Genomic DNA, 17,604 nt, shown 5'->3' on the forward strand with positions numbered 1-17,604 from the left:
AAATTATTTTTCGGTGCTGCTGCAGTAAGATGCAGCAGCACTTTTTTATGTTCATTTATTCAGCGTAATATAGAAAAGACCATGTATCTAAAACAATACATTTCTTTTAAAATTTTCTGGATAAATACTTCAGATACAAATTCTATAAAATCATCCTTTTAATGTTGCAATTCTATTTACACCACTAGACTTTTGATATATAATAATAATATATTTGAAAAAATCGGGGGATTTTTTTGAATTTCAACAGTTAAACGTGCCGCTTTTTGCCGAATTCTGCAAAATGTGCAGGCTGCTTGTCTGTTTTCAGCTAGAGCTTTTTTCCAATCGAATCAGATATTTTTCAATCATTTGTATAACGAAAAATGAAATGGAGCAACGCCATGGCTACTAATATCCGTAACACTGAAAACAGTTTTACTGATGTCGCACTGCTGGATACTACACTCAATATGGTACCCTGTGGCCTGTGCCGCCTTACACTTGACAGCAAGTTGTCTATTTGTGCCGCAAATGATTCCTTTTATTCGCTGTTTCACTACACAAAGGGACAGGCCCTGTACGCCAAATTTACAAATCTGCGCTTTATTTTGTTGGAAGATGATTTTTCATCCCTGCTGGAAAAGATTCAGCAGGCTCTGGCTGAACATCATGATCTCTTTGAAGCCGAGTTCTGCTGCACCTGCCGCAACGGACAGATCAAGCATATGTCAGCACGCTGCTACCTGCAGCGTGCTGACAATGCAGGATTCATTTGGTATTTTTCTGATATGACTCATTTTAAATATATGCAGGACAAAGTCCGCCTGAGTGTGGAAATGTGCAATGCTGCAAGCCGCCAGTCCAATACGGTGCTGGCATACTACGACTTTGCCACCGCAGCGCTTACCTTTCCATTCTCACTGGATCAGGCATGGGAACTGCCTTCTGTCGTTTATGACCTGCCTAATTCTATTTTAGACAGCAAGCACTTGGCTTCTTCCAGCCGAAAACCACTTGAAGATCTGTTCCATTCGCTTACTTCCGGTGAACCTTTCGGCTGCTGTGCAATTCAGGCCTGCACTGCTCATTCTACGCAGTATTTCTGGCTAGGCGTTCAGTACACCCTGGTTGAGCCTTCTGACAACACGGGAGCACACGCCATTATTACCATTAAAGATATCACGGATCAGCGTGAAAAAGAAATTGCCTACGAAAATTGGCTGCAAAACTATGCCGAATTAAAACAGGACTGTTTTGCCTACTTTGAATGTGACCTGACCAACGACCGCTTGGAAAAAGTAGAAACCGCAAATTCACTGATTTGTCAACTGGTTAAAGAAACTTCCACGTACTCCGGTCTGCATGCCTATGCTGCGTTCCATTTGGTGCACGACCATGACAAAGACCGCTTTTTCCGCACTTTCACGCGGGAGCATTTGCTTGCCGTCTATTACACCGGACAGTACCGCGTAAGCAGTGAATTCCGCCATTGTGCCAAAGATGGTTCACCTGTCTGGTATTCCTGTAGCATACAACTTGTCAGTGACCCTTACGCAAAATCTGTACGGGCTTTCGTTACACTGAAAAATATTGACACGGAGAAGCAGCAGCTTCTCCGGCTGGAAGAAAGCTCCCGCCGGGACGCACTAACTGGGCTGCTGAACCGGCGCGCACTGACCGAAAAAGTTTGTCAGGCATTGAAAAACCATTCAGATGCCCTGCAGGCTTTTGTCATTATGGATTTGGACCACTTTAAGCACATTAATGACTCCAATGGCCATCAGTTTGGCGATAAGGTGCTGAAAGACGTCAGCACAACTTTGCAGGAATGCGTTTCCCCAACCGACATTTGCGGCAGGTTGGGCGGCGACGAATTTGTTGTATTTCTGCAGGATATTTCTTCCCAAGAAGCACTAGCCGAGCAGATTTCGTTGATTTCCGCACATATCTGCCACCGGTACACAAATAGCGTTTCCCTTTCCGGCTGCATGGGCGTTGCGGTAGTTCCCAAAGACGGCAGTACATTTGAAGAATTGTACAAAAAATCAGATGTCGCACTTTACAAGGCAAAACACATTGGCATGGGAAATTACGTATTTTCCAACGAGAGTTTTAAAAGTTAAACCTTTCTCGGGTATTTTTCAGGAGGACAAATTCATGCTGTATCAAAACTGGCAAGAGCTTGAGAAAGCCTGCAGCGGCTGCCAAAAATGTATATTGGGCAAAACGCGCACCAACCTTGTTTTTGGGGTCGGTAATCCGGAAGCAAAGGTTTTGTTCATCGGAGAAGGTCCCGGTGAACAGGAGGACCTCAAGGGTGAACCCTTTGTAGGCCGCAGCGGCCAGCTGCTGGACAAAATGCTGGACGCAGTTGACCTTGACCGCCACAAGAATATTTACATTGCAAACATGGTAAAATGCCGCCCGCCGCAGAACCGCGACCCGCTGCCAGAAGAACAGGAGGAATGCATCGGCTGGCTGCGTGCCCAAACAGCGCTGATCCGCCCCAAAATCATTGTCTGCTTAGGCCGTATCGCCGCCATGAGGATCATTGACCCCAAAATCAAAATCACGCGTCAGCATGGTCAGTGGGTAGAAAAAGGCGGTATCTGGATGATGGCAACGCTGCATCCGGCGGCACTCCTGCGTGACCCCCGCAAAAAGCCGGAAGCATTTGAGGATTTTCTCAGTCTGCGAAACAAGATGCGGGAACTGCAAATTGACGTTTAACTTTTTCTATGCTATTCTGTAAAAAAATAGCATAGGAGGCTTTGAAAATGAAAAGGATTGTGTACAGGCTGCTTGGAATTGGACTAAGTATGGCTCTGCTGCTTATCTCTGCCGGATGCAGTTCGGAAAATCATACTGTTAAAAAACCGGTCATTTACCTTTACCCCACCCAGACGGAACAGGTCAATGTGAAGCTGGACTTTGCAGGCAGTCTGACCTGTACCTACCCGCAGTATTCTGCCAATGGTTGGAACGTCACTGCTCACCCGGACGGCACGTTGACCGGCAGTGACGGCAAACAATACAGCTACCTGTACTGGGAGGGAGCCGGCGGTGTTCAGCCCGACTTTTCCTCCGGCTTCGTCATAAAGGGCAGCGACACCGCAGCTTTCCTGCAGGAAAAGCTTGCAGCACTCGGTCTTACACCACGCGAGTACAATGAATTCATTGTCTACTGGCTGCCAAAAATGCAGGACAATACCTACAACTTGATTTCATTTCAGGGCAGCAGTTACACAAATGCTGCGAAGCTAACAGTTACGCCCAAGCCAGACAGCATTTTGCGGGTATACATGGCATACAAACCCCTGAAAGCAGCGGTTTCCGTGCCAGAGCAAACGCTGCCCTCATTTGAGCGAAAGGGATTCACTGTTGTGGAATGGGGCGGAATGGAAGTTCCAGATTAACAAAAATAAGACTCTGAAAAAGCAGGAAGCACACATTTTGTGCCTCCTGCTTTTTTAAACTTTTTTAAAAAAGCAGTTGACAATTCAAATTTCGTATGGTATGTTAGTCATGCAGTTAATTACTCTACTGATTAACTGATTGCCATAAAAGGAGGCAGCCGCAGTGACATTTCAGGATGACCAGCCGATTTTCCTTCAGCTTGCACAACAGCTGGAGGACGGCATTCTTTCCGGTGCTTACCCGGAGGAAAGTCAGGTTCCATCCATAACGGAATATTCCGTAACTTACAAAATCAATCCTGCTACAGCGCTAAAAGGGATCAATCAGCTGGTAGATGCAGGTTTGCTGTACAAGAAAAGAGGAGTCGGCATGTTTGTTGCAAAAGGAGCGCAGGAGCAGCTGCGCAATAAGCGTCGGGAGTGCTTTTACCACGACTACATTGAAGCAGCCGTGCGGGAAGCTAAGAATTTGGGGCTGACTGCCACTGAACTGGCTGAAATGATGAAGAGAGGGTTTGAAAATGTCGATTGAGGTACGCAGCGTTACAAAAAAATTTGGTGATACAACCGCACTTGACCACGTTTCACTTACTTTTGGTGAAAATCAGATTTATGGTCTTCTGGGCAACAATGGTGCAGGCAAATCGACCTTGCTGAGCATCCTTTCTGACCGTCAGTGTCCAACGGACGGCAGCGTACTGGTAGACGGCGAGCCGGTAAGCAACAATGACCACGCGCTGCAAAAACTCTTCCTGGTTGGCGACCAGAACCTTTTTCCGGACGACATGAAAGTGAAAAAAGCCTTTGCAGCTGCACAGCTGTTCCATCCGGAATTTGACCGCGCATACGCGGAAAGTCTTGCTCAAAAATTCGACCTTAAAATCAACAAGAAAATTACATCGCTTTCCACCGGTTACGCTTCCATTTTTCGATTGGTACTTGGACTTTCCATAAATACACCCTACCTGATTTTCGACGAGCCGGTTTTAGGTCTGGATGCACAGCATCGCGATTTGTTTTACCGCCTGCTGATGGAAAAATATGCGGAACATCCATGCACCATCATTATTTCGACACATCTAATTGCGGAAGTCGCAAGCCTAATTGAGCACACCGTGATCATTCGGGCTGGAAAGATTCTAAAAGACTGCCCTGCCGAAGAACTTATGACAGCTGCCTATTCGGTTTCCGGCCCTGCTGCCCTGCTTGACAGCTACCTGCAAGGACATCATGTACTTTCCTCCAATACGCTGGGCGGACTGAAAACGGCGTGCATACAGGGAGTGCCGGAAGTCAGTCTTCCTGCCGGACTGGAAATCTCAAAGGTCAATCTGCAGGACTATTTTATCAGCTTAATGGAGGAAAAAGACAAACAATGAAAATGAATTTGAAGCCGGCATTTCGGTATCAGTTCGCCGAATTTATTAAAAGTGCAGCTATCTTTTATGCGGCAATGATTGCTATCATAATATTTGTGCTTATTCATGTCATCAATTTTAGTACAGACGAAAAAGATGTTGGCAGCTTTAGCGGCTTGGGAATTACTTCTGCCATATTTATGTTTGTGCTCAGCGTCGCTGTTATACGCAGTCAGATTCGGCTTTCCCTGCAATTCGGTGTATCACGCCGCACCGCATTTGTCAACCATCTGCTCTGTTGTGGACTGCTTTCCGTCATTCTTGCCGCCGCGGGGGAAATCCTGCAAATTGTGACAGTCGCCTTAGAAATTAACCACAGCAATTTTATGTTTTCGGATATGTATCAACTCATTTACATGAAGACCAACAACGCCACAATTCTGACCCTGCCGCAGCACCTTAACAGCGCGTTGATGAATCTCTGCATATACCTTGGATTCACAATGTTCGGCACTTTCTTTTCTTTGCTTTTTTGGCTGCTAAGCCGCACTTGGAAAATCATTGCGGTGATTTTAATGGTTGTTCTTACAAATCTGGTTCCTTTTCAGCTGAATCACGCGGGTATTAGCTTTATGCCATTCATAAATTGGCTAAACTCCTCTCCATACTGCCTAATGCTGTTTTTTGTTCTTTTTGCCGCAGTATTTACTGTTATCAGCTGGCTGCTGCTGCGCCGTACAAACGTTAAGGGCCCCACAGCAGGTTAATCTTTACATGCGCTCCCTATTAAAAATGGTTTTTATGAATGTAACTGCCGCTTTCCCGTTTTCTCTAAGCGTATTGCTATAAAATTAAACCTTGCTATTATTTAACCGTCAAGTTTTGAGGAGAACGTTTATGCTGGATTTTATGGAAGCCGCTTTACCGTGGATTGCCATTGGTCTTTCCATGATAATTGCCGGTATGAGTTCTAAGAGTAGAAAAGCAAAAGCCTCGTCAGAAACAACCGATGTAAAAAAGGACGGTAAAGAAAATTATATCGCCGTCGGCATGTGTGTTGGAATGAGCATTGGAATGCTGCTTGGACAGCTACTTTACAACAATTTAGCCCTTGGTATGTGTATAGGCATGAGCATTGGTCTGGCTGCAGGCAGCAGCATCAAAAAGAAGAAAGAGACACCTACTGTTTAAGTAACAATCTGTGTACAGAAAACGAGAGCCGATATTCTTTTAAGAATACCGGCTCTCGTTTTTCATACGGCAAATTATTTCTTTAAGTGTTCCTGCATAACGTCCAAAAATTGCTTTGCCAGAACATCATACTCGTGGTTCTCAAGAATATACTTATGACCGCGCTGTCCCATTGCGTCAAGCTCTTCCTTCGGCATCTCCGCAAGCTTCTGCGCCGCATTGGCAATGGCGTTGCTGTCCTCCGGCGGAATTGATACACCGCACTGTGCATCCGCCACCATGTCATTGCCGGCTTCAATAGCAAAGATGACCGGCTTACCAGCCATCATATAATCCATCAGTTTGTTCGGCGACACGCCAAATCGGAACAGTGGCTGACGCTGCAAACCAACATACAGCGCATCCATCTGTGCCAGCAGTTCCGGCACCTGCGCACGACCCACAGGTTCCAGCAGTTCCACATTTTCAAGCGGTGCTGCCTTGGCTTTCAGGCGCTCTCGCTCCGGCCCGGGGCCAATCAGCAGCAGCTTGATTTTTTTGCCTGCCAGCTTTTCGCCTGCTTCCACATAGCTGTCCAGTGCATTTGCAACGCCGTGTGCACCGGTGTAAGCAATCAGGAACCAACCCTCATCATGCCATTTTTTCAGCTGCTCCTCGTAAATTGGATGCTCCGGCAGCGCCTTTTCCCAATCCGCCTGCACGATCCCGTTTGGAATACAATAAAACTTTTCCGGAAGCATGCCATGCTCCACAAAATGCTCCTTAGAACAGGGCAGCAGGCTGACAATCGCGTCCGCAGACTTGCAGCATTCGTTTTCCGCTTTCTGCATCACCATGATAAACGGATGGTGCGGGCTCATGTGCCCCAGCTCCATCGGGCTTAACGGCCACAGGTCATGCACTTCGTAGATGACCTCTGCACCATAGCGCTTGGCAATCTTTTTTGCGGGGTAAATGTCCAGCGGATAAGTGCTGGAGGCAATCACCACGTTCGGTTTGCCAACCGCGCAAATCTGCTTTTGGTAGCGGTTCACGCCGTTTAAAAACGAAAGAATATTTTTAATGCGCCCCACGCCGTTGCCGGAATATTGCGGCCCGGCAATCCAAAACCAGCGGATGCCGTCCATCATTTCTTCCATGTAGGGCTGACCTTTTAAATCCGGATTTTTGGTACGCAGATGGCTGTATGAACTGGCAACCATGGTCACCGTATGGCCCACGTCGACCCAGCGCTTTGCCATAAAGTACGGTCGAAACTCCATGCCGTGCTTCGGTGAACCTGCGTAATGCTCCAGATAAATGATGTTCATTGATTCGGCCACTCCTTTTTATTGCAGACGGCGCGGACAATTTTTTCGCTGGCGTGTCCATCCCCAAAGGGCTGTGCTTCCCGCGCGGCGGGATTTGGCACGGTGTGCAGTGCTTTTTCCAGAATATCTTCGGTTGTCAGCTTTGCAAGCACGTTCCAACCACCCTCAAGTGTTTCCACCCACTCGGTTTCACTGCGCAGAGTAACACACGGAACTTCCATGAACCAAGCTTCCTTTTGCAGGCCGCCGCTGTCCGTCAGCACCTGACAGGCGCCGCTGGTGAGCAGCAGCATTTCCAGATAACCGACCGGATCAATCAGCTGAATATTGCGGTAACCGCGGGTTTTGATTGCTTCTTCCGCAAGTGCACGGGTACGCGGATGAATCGGAATCACGACACGCTGCGGCAGCTGCTCAAAAGCGTCAAAAATACGCACAATCGCGTCTTCACCGCCGTCCGTTGTTTCCGCACGGTGCAGGGTAGCAAGGCGGTAATTTTTTGGAGAAATACCTAATTGCTCATAAATTTTGCGCTTCTCAGGATTATTGAGTGCCACTTTCCGAAAGTGCAGAACACTATCCAGCATCACATCGCCGGAAATGGAAACACCCTTGGTAATGCCCTCTTTTGCAAGGTTTGTTACCGCGGTCTGCGTCGGGCAGAAAAGCCAGGTGGAAATGTGGTCGCTTAGAATGCGGTTCTGCTCCTCCGGCATACGCATGTTGTAGGAACGAAGCCCTGCTTCCACATGCGCCACCGGAATATGCAGCTTGCTTGCCGCAAGTGCGCCCGCCAAGGTGGAGTTTGTGTCGCCATAAACCAGCATGACATCCGGTTTTTCTTTGAATAGGATTTCTTCAATGCCAATCAGCATTTCACCGGTCTGGCGGCCATGTGTGCCGCTGCCAACACCCAGATTATAGGCAGGATGCGGGATTTTTAACTCCTCAAAAAACACTTGGGACATATTTTGGTCATAATGCTGCCCGGTATGCACCAGCACTTCCGTACAAAGCGGCGCCAGCGCAGCGGAAACAACGCTTGCCTTAATAAACTGCGGCCGCGCACCCACGACTGTAACAATTTTCATAGCACTCTGCCCCCCGCCTGCTTCAGTCAACTTTCACGTCTGCACTGCACATATCTGTGCTTGCAAATGACAGGTCATCAAATTTCACAGCCTGTCCGGTTTTCTGACTCTTGTAAGCCGCCAGAATAATCTTCAGCGCCTTAATGCCCTCATAGCCGGAAACCAGCGGCTGTGTACCAGTCTTAACAGCATTAATATAGTTTGCATACAGCTTGTTGTGGCCGCTGCCGTAAACATCTTTCGGGTCAGTGCCGGCCAATTTTTCAACAGCTGCGTCCTGTTCAGCCGGCTCGGAGAAGTTCCATGTCTGCACGCGGTTGACTGCCAGACCGCCAATAACAGCACAGCCCTTTTCACCAAAAATAGAAAGCGTTTCTTCCAGATTTTTCGGGTACACACAGGCGGTACCCTCTACAATGCCGATGGCGCCGTTCTTGAAGCGAATCAGAATGGAACCGAAATCCTCCGCCTGAATGTCGCGCAGATAGTTGCCGGTCATTGCCATAATGGTATCCGGCTCACCGCCAAGACTCCACTGCAGCAAATCAATGTTGTGGATGCACTGATTCATCAGCGTGCCGCCGTCCTGTGCCCAGGTGCCGCGCCACGGTGCCTGCTGATAATACGGCATGGTACGGTTCCACAGGATGCGTGCGGTACCGTTTACCAGCTTGCCGAAGCGGCCGTCATCCAGTGCTTTGTGCAGCTGCTGAATCGGGTCATTGAAGCGGTTCTGATGACATACACCGAGAGTAACACCCTTTTTCTCTGCAGTGGCAAGCATTTTCTCCGCATCTGCGGTGGAAAGCGCCATTGGCTTTTCAATCAGCACACTTTTGCCGTGCTCCATGCAGTCCAATGCAATGCGGGCATGAAAGCCACTTTCCGTTGCAATAGAGCAGGCGTCAATTTTCTGCTCTGCCAGTGCTTTTTTGTAGTCGGTGTAAATCAGCGGTTCATAGCCGGCCTGTTCTTTGAGCATGGCAGCCTTCACTTCTGCGCGCTCACGCACCGGGTCACACACCACAGCAAGCGTCATGGTGTCTTTGTTGGCGGCAGCCGCCGCAATATGGTTCTTGCTAATACGGCCGCAGCCAATCAGCATAAAACGTAATTTTTCCATCAGCGTAAAATCTCCTTTACATAAATTTTGCGCTCTCCGGTAATGGGAAGCGCAAAATAATAAATCAATTATCGATGAATGATACAGTTGCCCTTGTTTGTAAGTTACTTTCCGTCGCTTTCTTAGAAAGCGACCGCAGTGTGGTGTGCGCAGCGCAACGACCTTTCTCTTTATCTTCAGCCCTTAGTTTCAGAAGCGCTCGTGGGTTTGGAAGCCTTGCAAGTAAGGCTCCCAAGGTCTTGACCTTGCGACGCGGCTTAACAGCAACTACAACTATTGCTTTAAAGCAACTTCTGTGCGGCGCGGCTTCGCCGCCGCAGGGAACACTGCTGTAATATCCTCTTTTTCACATAAGGGCTTTACGGTCAAGGAATAAGGCCGTGGGCTTCGCCCACACCTAACCGCTTTCTGAGAAAGCGGTGTAAAGCAACTACGGGTGGCAGCCACATTACAGCAATTCTATATTACTGCGATCCTTTACGTCCTTCATTGCGTTGCGGGTATCAAAAATCTCGCTGGCAGTCTGCTGGATATGGTCATAGTCAAAGCTGGTGTGCGCTGTGCAGATAACCACGATGTCCGCATCCTTCAGCATTTTGTCTGTCAGTTCCTTTTCACCTGTGTGTACAACACCCTTGTGCTTGTACTGCGGGATGAACGGGTCATAATAGGTTGTTTGCGCACCCTGCTTAATGAAGTGGTCAATTACGTTCAGCGCCGGGCTTTCGCGGTAATCGTCAATATCATTCTTGTAAGCAACGCCCAGTACCAGCACCTTAGCGCCGTTGAGGGCAATCTTCTTCTTGTTGAGCACCTTCATTACACGGTCAACGACATACTCCGGCATAGCTGTGTTGATTTCACCGGAAGTTTCAATCAGGCGGGTATGGTAGTCATACTCACGCGCTTTCCAGGAAAGATAGAACGGGTCAAGCGGAATACAGTGGCCGCCGAGTCCCGGGCCCGGATAGAACGCCTGGAAACCATAAGGCTTTGTCTTCGCAGCTTCAATCACTTCCCAAACGTTGATGCCCATGCGGTTGCAAATAATTGCCATTTCGTTGGCAAGGCCAATATTAATGTTGCGGTAGGTATTTTCGAGCAGTTTCTCCATTTCCGCCACAGCCGGAGAGGAAACTTCATAAACGCCGCCCTCCAGCACGTTGCGGTACAGAGAAGCAGCGACCTCGGTTGCGTCCTTGCCAATGCCGCCGACGACCTTCGGGGTATTCTTTGTCTTGTACTGTTTGTTGCCGGGATCAACACGTTCCGGCGAGAATGCCATGTAAAAATCATCGCCGCACTTCAGGCCGGACTTTTCCAGAATCGGCTTGAGAAGCTCTTCAGTTGTACCCGGATAAGTGGTGCTTTCCAAAACAATCAGCATGCCGGGATGTACATACTCGGCTACGCTTTCAGTAGAACTCTTCACATAGCTGATATCCGGCTGCTGGTGTGCGTCCAGCGGAGTCGGCACGCAGATTGCAACTGCATCTACATCCTTAATGAAAGAAAAGTCGCTTGTTGCGCGCAGTTTGCCGGTTTCCACTTCTTTTTTCAGCGTATCGCCAACAATATCGCCAATATAGTTTTGACCTGCATTTACGGAATCAACCTTCTGCTTCTGTACATCAAAGCCGATGGTTGTGTAGCCCGCACGGGCAAACTCAACTGCCAGCGGCAGTCCAACGTAACCCAGTCCAACAATACCGACCTTGGCTGTTTTGCTGCTGATTTTTTGGAGCAGCTCTGCTTTAACATTTGCCATTTTGATTTCCCTCATTTTTAAAAGATGATTTTTTGTTTACTTATTTAGTGTCCTTACAGTAAAAGTTCCGCCCGCCCTTTCAAAGGCGGCTGAGTTTGGGGCAGCGCCCCAAGGTCTTATCTCTTGAACTTGAACTTAGTATTCTAAGAAGCGCTCGCAGGTTCGGGAGTCTGCAAGGAAGGCTCCCGAGGTCTTGCTCTTTGCGGCGCGGCTTCGCCGCCGCAGGAAACGCTGCTGTGTATTGCCTTTTTTTACATCAAGGGCTTTACGGTCAAGAGATTAAGGCTGCGGCGGGCTTCGCCCCCGCTCCCCTACCCACTTTCTGAGAAAGTGGGGCAAAGCACTGTAAGGACTTTACTGCTTACTTACAGTTTCTGCAGAACACCGCAGATATAATCAATCGTTTCATCTGTAATGTAGCCGTGCATGGGCAGGCTAAACACCGTCTTTGCCAGATTTTCCGCTACCGGCAGGTCGCCCTCTTTGTAGCCAAGCGGCTTATAAACCTTTTGCAGATGCAGCGGGCAGGGATAATAGATAATGGACGGAATTCCGGCTGCTTTCAGCGCGTCCATTACGCAGGTACGCTGCTCCTCGCTTTCAGCTTTGAGTGTGTAATAGCCGAAGCTGGAATGGTAGCCATCGCGCACAACCGGCGTCTGGAATTTGCCCTTCAAAGCTGCTGCATACCGCTGTGCGGCACGGTTGCGGTGCTCGTCCTCTTTCGGGAAAGCATGCAGTTTCGGCAGGAGGATGGCCGCCTGCAGGGTATCCAGGCGGGAATTCAGACCTACGCGGATGTTTTCGTACTTCATGCTGCCCTTACCATGCACACGGATGGACTTGAGCAGTGTGTACAATTTCTCATCGTCTGTAAATACAGCGCCGCCGTCGCCGTAGCAGCCCAATGCCTTGGCCGGGAAAAAGCTGGTTGCCGAAGCATCACCGAAAGAGCACGCACGCTGCTTTCCGATTCCGCCGCCAAAGCCCTGTGCACCGTCTTCCAGCAAGAGCAGGTCGTTTTCTTTTGCAATCGCTTCAATTTCCGGGAATTGTACCGGCTGGCCGAACAGGTCAACCGCAATGATTGCCCGCGGGGTCAGTTTGCGTTCCGCTTTGACTGCGGCAATCTTCTTTTTCAGATCTTCTGGGTCCATATTAAAGGTATCCGGGCAGCTGTCCACAAAAATTGGTGTTGCACCGCATAGACTGACCACTTCGCTGCTGGCATAGAATGTAAATGCCGGCACGAAAACAGCGTCACCCTCATGAATATTCCAAGCCATCAGCGGCATATGCAGTGCATCTGTGCCGTTGCCGCAGGTCACGCAGTATTTACGGCCGGTGTAAGCACACAGCTCTGCTTCCAGCTCCTCGACCTGTGGGCCGGAAATAAAGTGGCTGCCTGCTATGGCATCAGCAATTCCGGCGTCGATATCCTTTTTCAGCGCAGCGTACTGCGCGCCAAGGTCATTAAACTGTATTTTATCCATGAATCAAGTTTACCTCCTGATGCAGAAATCGCTGAATGCGTTCTGCACAGCATAATAAAATTTTTACACAAATCACTTTGCTTCGTGAAGGCCATCCTCATTCTCTGCATACTGACGGCCGCATTTCGGGCAGTGCAGGTGTTCGTCCAGCTTTTCGCCGCACTCACAGGCCCAGCCGCGCTGCCGTGCCGGAACACCCATCATGATTGCGTGGGCAGGTACATCTTTGGTTACCACACTGCCGGCGGCAATAAAGGCATTCTCGCCGATTTTATGCCCGCAAACAATCGTTGCATTCGCGCCGATGGAAGCACCGTCGCCAATCGGGGTCGGCTTGTAAAACTGCGCCCCGCGCTGTGGGTAGCGGCACCGCGGCCGCTGTACGTTGGTAAACACCATGCTCGGCCCACAGAAAACATAGTCGCCAAGCTCTACGCCCTCATAAACGCTGACATTGTTCTGAATCTTGCAGTGGCTGCCGATTTTGACACCGCCCGCTACAAACACATTTTGGCCGATGGTGCAGTCCGCGCCAATTTTGACATCAGAGCTTACATGAGAAAAGTGCCAGATCTTTGTCCCGTCACCAATCTGTGCGCCGTCATCGACGCAGGCACTGGGGTGGACGAAATAGGATTCGCTCATAACCATACCTTCTTCAAAGAATTGCGTACATCTTTTCTCAATAACAAAAGGTACACGCAGGAAATGCCCTGGGCAGAATTTTCCGCCGAAGTATTCTTTCTTAACTTATGTATTATAGTATAAACCTGCCCTATCGTCAAATATTTTGTTGCAAAAAAGCTATGTGACTCCAAACACTCGCGGAAAAATGTCCCAAGCAACTGGGCAAAATAAATGCCGCCGTTCTTTTCTGCGACCGCTTTCGCATTGACTTTGTACAGATTTTGGATTATTATGTGTCTAACTGTGGATACAGAGTTTTTTTGTCTTTTCATTCGGTAGGCGTTATTTTCGTGCCTGCCGTAAATCTTTAGTAAAGAAAAAGAAGGACGAGCTAATGAGCGACTTTAAAGTAAGAGATACGTTTATTCCTTATAATCAGCCGGATATTTCCGATGCTGAAATCAACGAGGTGGTGGACACCCTGAAGTCCGGCTGGATTGCAAAAGGCCCCCGCACAGTTGAATTTGAAAAAGAATTCGCACAGTATGTCGGTGCAAAGCATGCGCTGGCACTCAACTCCTGCACAGCAGCACTGCATGTTTCTCTGCTGAGTGCGGGTATCGGTGAGGGGGATGAAGTGATTTCCTCCCCCATGACCTTTGCTTCCACAGCAAACACCATTCTGCACTGCGGTGCAAAGCCGGTTTTTGCAGATATCGATTTCCGCACCGGCTGCATTGACCCAAATGAGATTGCTAAGAAAATCACACCCAAAACAAAAGCAATCGTACCGATTCACTACAGTGGTCAGGTCTGCGACCTGGACGCCATCTACAAACTTGCGGATGAACATGACCTCTACGTCAGCGAAGACGCCGCACATGCGCTCTGGAGCCGCTACAAGGGCCGTCTGATTGGCCATCAGCTGAAAGGGGCCGCAAGCTACAGCTTCTATGCCACCAAAAACCTTACTACTGGTGAGGGTGGTATGCTGGCAACCGACAATGATGAAATTGACGCAAAAGCACGTATCTGGGCCGGCCAGGGTATGAGCCACAACGCCTGGAACCGCTACGCAAAAGGCGGCAGCTGGCGTTATGATATCTGCGAACCCGGTTTCAAATACAATATGTTTGATATTCAGGCAGCACTCGGTCTGCGTCAGTTGGATCGCATGGAAGAAATGCAGCAGAAGCGCCTGAAGATTGCGGAACGCTACCAGACTGCCTTTGGTAAATGTGACGCACTCGACCCGCCGTTTGTGCCGGAATACACCACTCACTGCTGGCATCTGTATGTTCTGCGCATTGTACCGGAAAATCTGACGATTGACCGCGACCAGTTCATTGTGGAACTGAATCAGCGCAATGTTGGCACCAGCGTGCATTTCATTCCGGTCACACAGATGAGCTATTATGTAAACCGCTACGGCTTTAAGAAAGGCGACTTTCCGAACGCCGACAAACACTTTGAGCGCATCATCAGCCTGCCGCTGTATCCGACCATGACGGACGAACAGATTCAATATGTCATTGACGCGGTACTGGACATTGCGGAGAAATACCACAAATGATGCCGAAACTTTCTGTCAGGAGGAAACTGCCTATGAACTGTAAACGTACGGCTGCTGCGTGTTTGGTTATGGCACTGAGCCTTTCCTTGTCTGCCTGTGGTCAGCAGACCGCCTCAAACGCATCCTCTGCGGTATCATCGGCAGCTTCCAGTAAGGCCGCTTCCTCTGCTGTCAGCAGCATCTCCTCCGCTGCAAAGCCGCTTGTAAAAGCTGCACTTGCACTGGACCCAGACACCGCTGCGCCGCTGCTGGGCGGTCTTTATGCTGCTGATGCACAGGGCTACTTTGCAAAATGCGGCCTGGATGTCACCTTCAAAACCGCCGGCTCAAGTGCACAGGCAGCAGAACTTGCAGCATCCAACACGGTACAGTTTACCACTGCCGGTCAAAGCACTACATTTGCGCAGACCCTGTGCGATGGCAAGCCGCTGACTGCTGTTGCTGCACTCTTGCAGCACAGTGATGCCGGTGTTTTAACACAATCCGCCAAGAACATTAACCGTCCAAAATTGCTGGAGGGAATCACCTGCCAAACGGGCGGTAAGCCTTTGCCGGAAGCAAAACTTTCCACTGTGGTAACTGCCGACGGTGGAAAAATAAATCTGGTAAAAACAGAGGTTGGAACCGACAATGGCGCCGCCGCTGCTTTAAAAGCCGGTGCCACCGCAGTCTGCGGCAGCTACAGCTGGGACGGAATCACCTGCCGTGAAAGCAATCTTACGGCTAACTTCCTGTTTTTCCGGGATGTTAGTCCAGAACTGGACGATTACCCCCTGCTGCTTGTGGCAAACAATACTTTTCTAAATAAGCAGCCACAGGCCGCAAAGGATTTTCTGACTGCGGTGAAAATGGGATACTCCTATGCTGCCGCACATCCGGAAAGCACAGCAAAACTGGTGTGCGCTAAAGCAGCTTCTGTGCAGGGACAACAGGCGATTGTGCAGCGCAGCCTGACATGGCTCGCCGGAAAATACACGGATGATGCCGCCCGCTGGGGTTTACTGGATGCTCAGCGATGGAACCGCTTTTACAGCTGGATGAACCAAAACAAGCTGACAACAAAAAGTATTCCACTCGGCACCGGAATTTCAAACAGCTATCTGCAATAAATTATGGCAAAAGCGCTTTATACAGGATGTGGAAATCTGTATAAAGCGCTTTTTATTGTTGGCTGCGTACAAAGTCTTTGTTGTACCCAGCTGTATTTACACAACTAAGACTTCTTATTTGCGGCGTGGCTTTGCCCGCCGCAGATTAACGCTGCCTGTTATCCATTTTACAACAAGGGCCTTTGCGGTCAAGGGATAAGGTCGTGGGGCTTTACCCCACAACCCCACAGCCTTGTGAACAAGGCTGGCGAAAACTTTACCGTGAAAGCCCCTGCACCGCTTTTTCCAGCTGTTTCATTGCCTGCTCCAATGTTATGCGCGGGCAAGCAATATTGATACGCTGAAAGCCCTCGCCCGCCTTTCCAAAAACAGTGCCGCTGTCCAGCCAGAGTTTTGCTTTGTTCACGATCAAATCCTCCAGCTGCCGTGTGGTAAGACCAAGTCCGCGGCAGTCCAGCCACAGCAGGTAAGTGCCTTCCGGTTCAACCAGCTGAATCTGCGGCAGTTTTTTTTGCAAAAAATCACGCACATAGGCGATATTCCCCTGCAAATAGATCAGCAGCTCCTGCAGCCATTGTGTACCGTTTCGGTAAGCCGCTTCGCAGCCGACCAGACCCATTACATTCAGCTGGCTATACCCCGCTGCGTCTACCTCATGAGCAAATGCTTTCCGCAGTGACTCGTTAGGGATAAAAATATTGCTGGCCTGTAACCCGGCAAGATTAAAAGTTTTGCTTGGTGACGTACACAAAATTGTAAACTCCGCAAACTTCGGATCAACCGTGAAAAAAGAATAATGTGAATGCCCCGGCCAAACAAAATCTGCGTGAATCTCATCTGCCGCAACCAGCACATGATGTTTTGCGCAGATACTGCCCACTTGAAAAAGCTCCTCTTTTGTCCAGACACGCCCAACCGGATTGTGCGGACTGCACAGCAGAAACAGCTTAACATTGTTTTCTGTAACTTTCTTTTCAAAATCTGCAAAGTCAATTTCATAGTGACCGTTCTTCAGCACCAACGGGCTGTTCACCAACACACGGTCATTGTCCGTAATAACTTCAGAAAACGGATAGTAAACCGGCTGCTGCAAAAGCACCGCTTCCCCTGGTTTCGTGAACGCACGAACCGCCGCCGCCAAAGCAAATACCACGCCCGGCGTTTTCACAAGCCATTCCCGCTGCGGCCGCCAATGATGATGCTGTTGGAACCAATCAGCGACTGCTTCAAAATAGCTGTTTCCACTTTCGGAGTAACCAAAGATGCCGTGCTGCACAGTTTGTTCCAGTGCCGCCTGCACCTGTGGCAATGTACGAAAGTCCATATCTGCCACCCACAGCGGCAGCACATCCGCCGGACGGCCGCGCTCAACTGCAAAATCATACTTTAAGCAGCCCGTACCGCGGCGGTCAATGGGCAGTGAAAAGTCAAATTCCATATTTATGTCCTCATTTCTGTGTACTGGTTTATCACTTTACAAATTTGTAGATTCTTTGTTTCACTAAAGCAAACGATTTTTCGCCTAATTTCAACAGTTTTTAACATTTTTCTGCAAGTTGTTTC

General features: G+C 49.1%; 16 protein-coding genes. 9 read left to right on the forward strand and 7 right to left on the reverse strand.

From position 1 onward, the window contains the following. Nucleotides 1-383: 383 nt before the first annotated feature. The 7 genes from H6X83_RS09660 to H6X83_RS09690 all read left to right on the forward strand — a co-directional run bounded on the left by H6X83_RS09660 (nucleotide 384) and on the right by H6X83_RS09690 (nucleotide 5,947). The gene (locus H6X83_RS09660; protein WP_212506280.1) at nucleotides 384-2,105 is read left to right on the forward strand and encodes a sensor domain-containing diguanylate cyclase; all 1,722 of its coding nucleotides are present in this window, start codon (nucleotides 384-386) and stop codon (nucleotides 2,103-2,105) included. 34 nt (nucleotides 2,106-2,139) lie between these two features. After that, nucleotides 2,140-2,712, forward strand: coding sequence for a uracil-DNA glycosylase (locus H6X83_RS09665; protein WP_246419175.1), 573 nt, complete (start codon nucleotides 2,140-2,142; stop codon nucleotides 2,710-2,712). Between the two features lie 47 nt (nucleotides 2,713-2,759). Continuing rightward, the gene (locus H6X83_RS14590) at nucleotides 2,760-3,398 is read left to right on the forward strand and encodes a hypothetical protein (RefSeq protein WP_246419178.1); all 639 of its coding nucleotides are present in this window, start codon (nucleotides 2,760-2,762) and stop codon (nucleotides 3,396-3,398) included. A gap of 163 nt (nucleotides 3,399-3,561) precedes the next feature. Continuing rightward, nucleotides 3,562-3,930 carry a GntR family transcriptional regulator gene (locus H6X83_RS09675; protein WP_212506281.1) on the forward strand — a complete coding sequence of 123 codons (369 nt, stop codon included), beginning with the start codon at nucleotides 3,562-3,564 and terminating at the stop codon, nucleotides 3,928-3,930. Then, nucleotides 3,920-4,777, forward strand: a complete 858-nt coding sequence (locus tag H6X83_RS09680; protein WP_212506282.1) for an ABC transporter ATP-binding protein — start codon at nucleotides 3,920-3,922, stop codon at nucleotides 4,775-4,777. The genes H6X83_RS09675 and H6X83_RS09680 overlap by 11 nt, the downstream gene beginning before the upstream one ends. Next, nucleotides 4,774-5,523: a hypothetical protein gene (locus H6X83_RS09685; protein WP_212506283.1), complete on the forward strand. Its 750-nt coding sequence runs from the start codon at nucleotides 4,774-4,776 to the stop codon at nucleotides 5,521-5,523. The genes H6X83_RS09680 and H6X83_RS09685 overlap by 4 nt, the downstream gene beginning before the upstream one ends. 130 nt (nucleotides 5,524-5,653) lie before the next feature. After that, complete coding sequence (locus H6X83_RS09690) at nucleotides 5,654-5,947, forward strand: hypothetical protein (protein ID WP_212506284.1); 294 nt, start codon at nucleotides 5,654-5,656, stop codon at nucleotides 5,945-5,947. Between the two features lie 74 nt (nucleotides 5,948-6,021). On the opposite strand, the gene H6X83_RS09695 is transcribed toward H6X83_RS09690, so the two are convergent. The 6 genes from H6X83_RS09695 to H6X83_RS09720 form a co-directional block, all read right to left on the reverse strand. Then, nucleotides 6,022-7,257 carry a glycosyltransferase family 4 protein gene (locus H6X83_RS09695; protein WP_212506285.1) on the reverse strand — a complete coding sequence of 412 codons (1,236 nt, stop codon included), beginning with the start codon at nucleotides 7,255-7,257 and terminating at the stop codon, nucleotides 6,022-6,024. Further along, nucleotides 7,254-8,348, reverse strand: coding sequence for a non-hydrolyzing UDP-N-acetylglucosamine 2-epimerase (gene wecB, locus H6X83_RS09700; RefSeq protein ID WP_212506286.1), 1,095 nt, complete (start codon nucleotides 8,346-8,348; stop codon nucleotides 7,254-7,256). Before wecB ends, H6X83_RS09695 begins: the two co-directional genes overlap by 4 nt. 22 nt (nucleotides 8,349-8,370) lie before the next feature. Continuing rightward, nucleotides 8,371-9,471 carry a Gfo/Idh/MocA family protein gene (locus H6X83_RS09705; RefSeq protein ID WP_212506287.1) on the reverse strand — a complete coding sequence of 367 codons (1,101 nt, stop codon included), beginning with the start codon at nucleotides 9,469-9,471 and terminating at the stop codon, nucleotides 8,371-8,373. A gap of 448 nt (nucleotides 9,472-9,919) precedes the next feature. Next, nucleotides 9,920-11,239 carry a nucleotide sugar dehydrogenase gene (locus tag H6X83_RS09710; RefSeq protein ID WP_212506288.1) on the reverse strand — a complete coding sequence of 440 codons (1,320 nt, stop codon included), beginning with the start codon at nucleotides 11,237-11,239 and terminating at the stop codon, nucleotides 9,920-9,922. A gap of 365 nt (nucleotides 11,240-11,604) precedes the next feature. After that, nucleotides 11,605-12,732, reverse strand: coding sequence for a DegT/DnrJ/EryC1/StrS family aminotransferase (locus tag H6X83_RS09715; protein WP_212506289.1), 1,128 nt, complete (start codon nucleotides 12,730-12,732; stop codon nucleotides 11,605-11,607). 72 nt (nucleotides 12,733-12,804) lie between these two features. Continuing rightward, nucleotides 12,805-13,377, reverse strand: a complete 573-nt coding sequence (locus H6X83_RS09720; protein WP_212506290.1) for an acyltransferase — start codon at nucleotides 13,375-13,377, stop codon at nucleotides 12,805-12,807. A gap of 376 nt (nucleotides 13,378-13,753) precedes the next feature. Between H6X83_RS09720 and H6X83_RS09725 the strand changes: the two genes are divergently transcribed. Beyond that, nucleotides 13,754-14,932 (forward strand): DegT/DnrJ/EryC1/StrS family aminotransferase, encoded by a 1,179-nt coding sequence (locus tag H6X83_RS09725; protein ID WP_212506291.1) that lies wholly within the window; start codon nucleotides 13,754-13,756, stop codon nucleotides 14,930-14,932. A 32-nt stretch (nucleotides 14,933-14,964) separates the two neighbouring features. Then, complete coding sequence (locus H6X83_RS09730) at nucleotides 14,965-16,041, forward strand: ABC transporter substrate-binding protein (RefSeq protein WP_212506292.1); 1,077 nt, start codon at nucleotides 14,965-14,967, stop codon at nucleotides 16,039-16,041. Nucleotides 16,042-16,297: 256 nt separating this feature from the next. Here H6X83_RS09730 and H6X83_RS09735 read toward each other — a convergent pair whose 3' ends face one another. Next, nucleotides 16,298-17,479, reverse strand: coding sequence for a MalY/PatB family protein (locus H6X83_RS09735; RefSeq protein ID WP_212506293.1), 1,182 nt, complete (start codon nucleotides 17,477-17,479; stop codon nucleotides 16,298-16,300). Nucleotides 17,480-17,604: the final 125 nt, after the last annotated feature.

This window comes from Caproicibacterium amylolyticum (assembly GCF_014467055.1).
Classification (GTDB): Bacteria; Bacillota; Clostridia; order Oscillospirales; family Acutalibacteraceae; genus Caproicibacterium; species Caproicibacterium amylolyticum.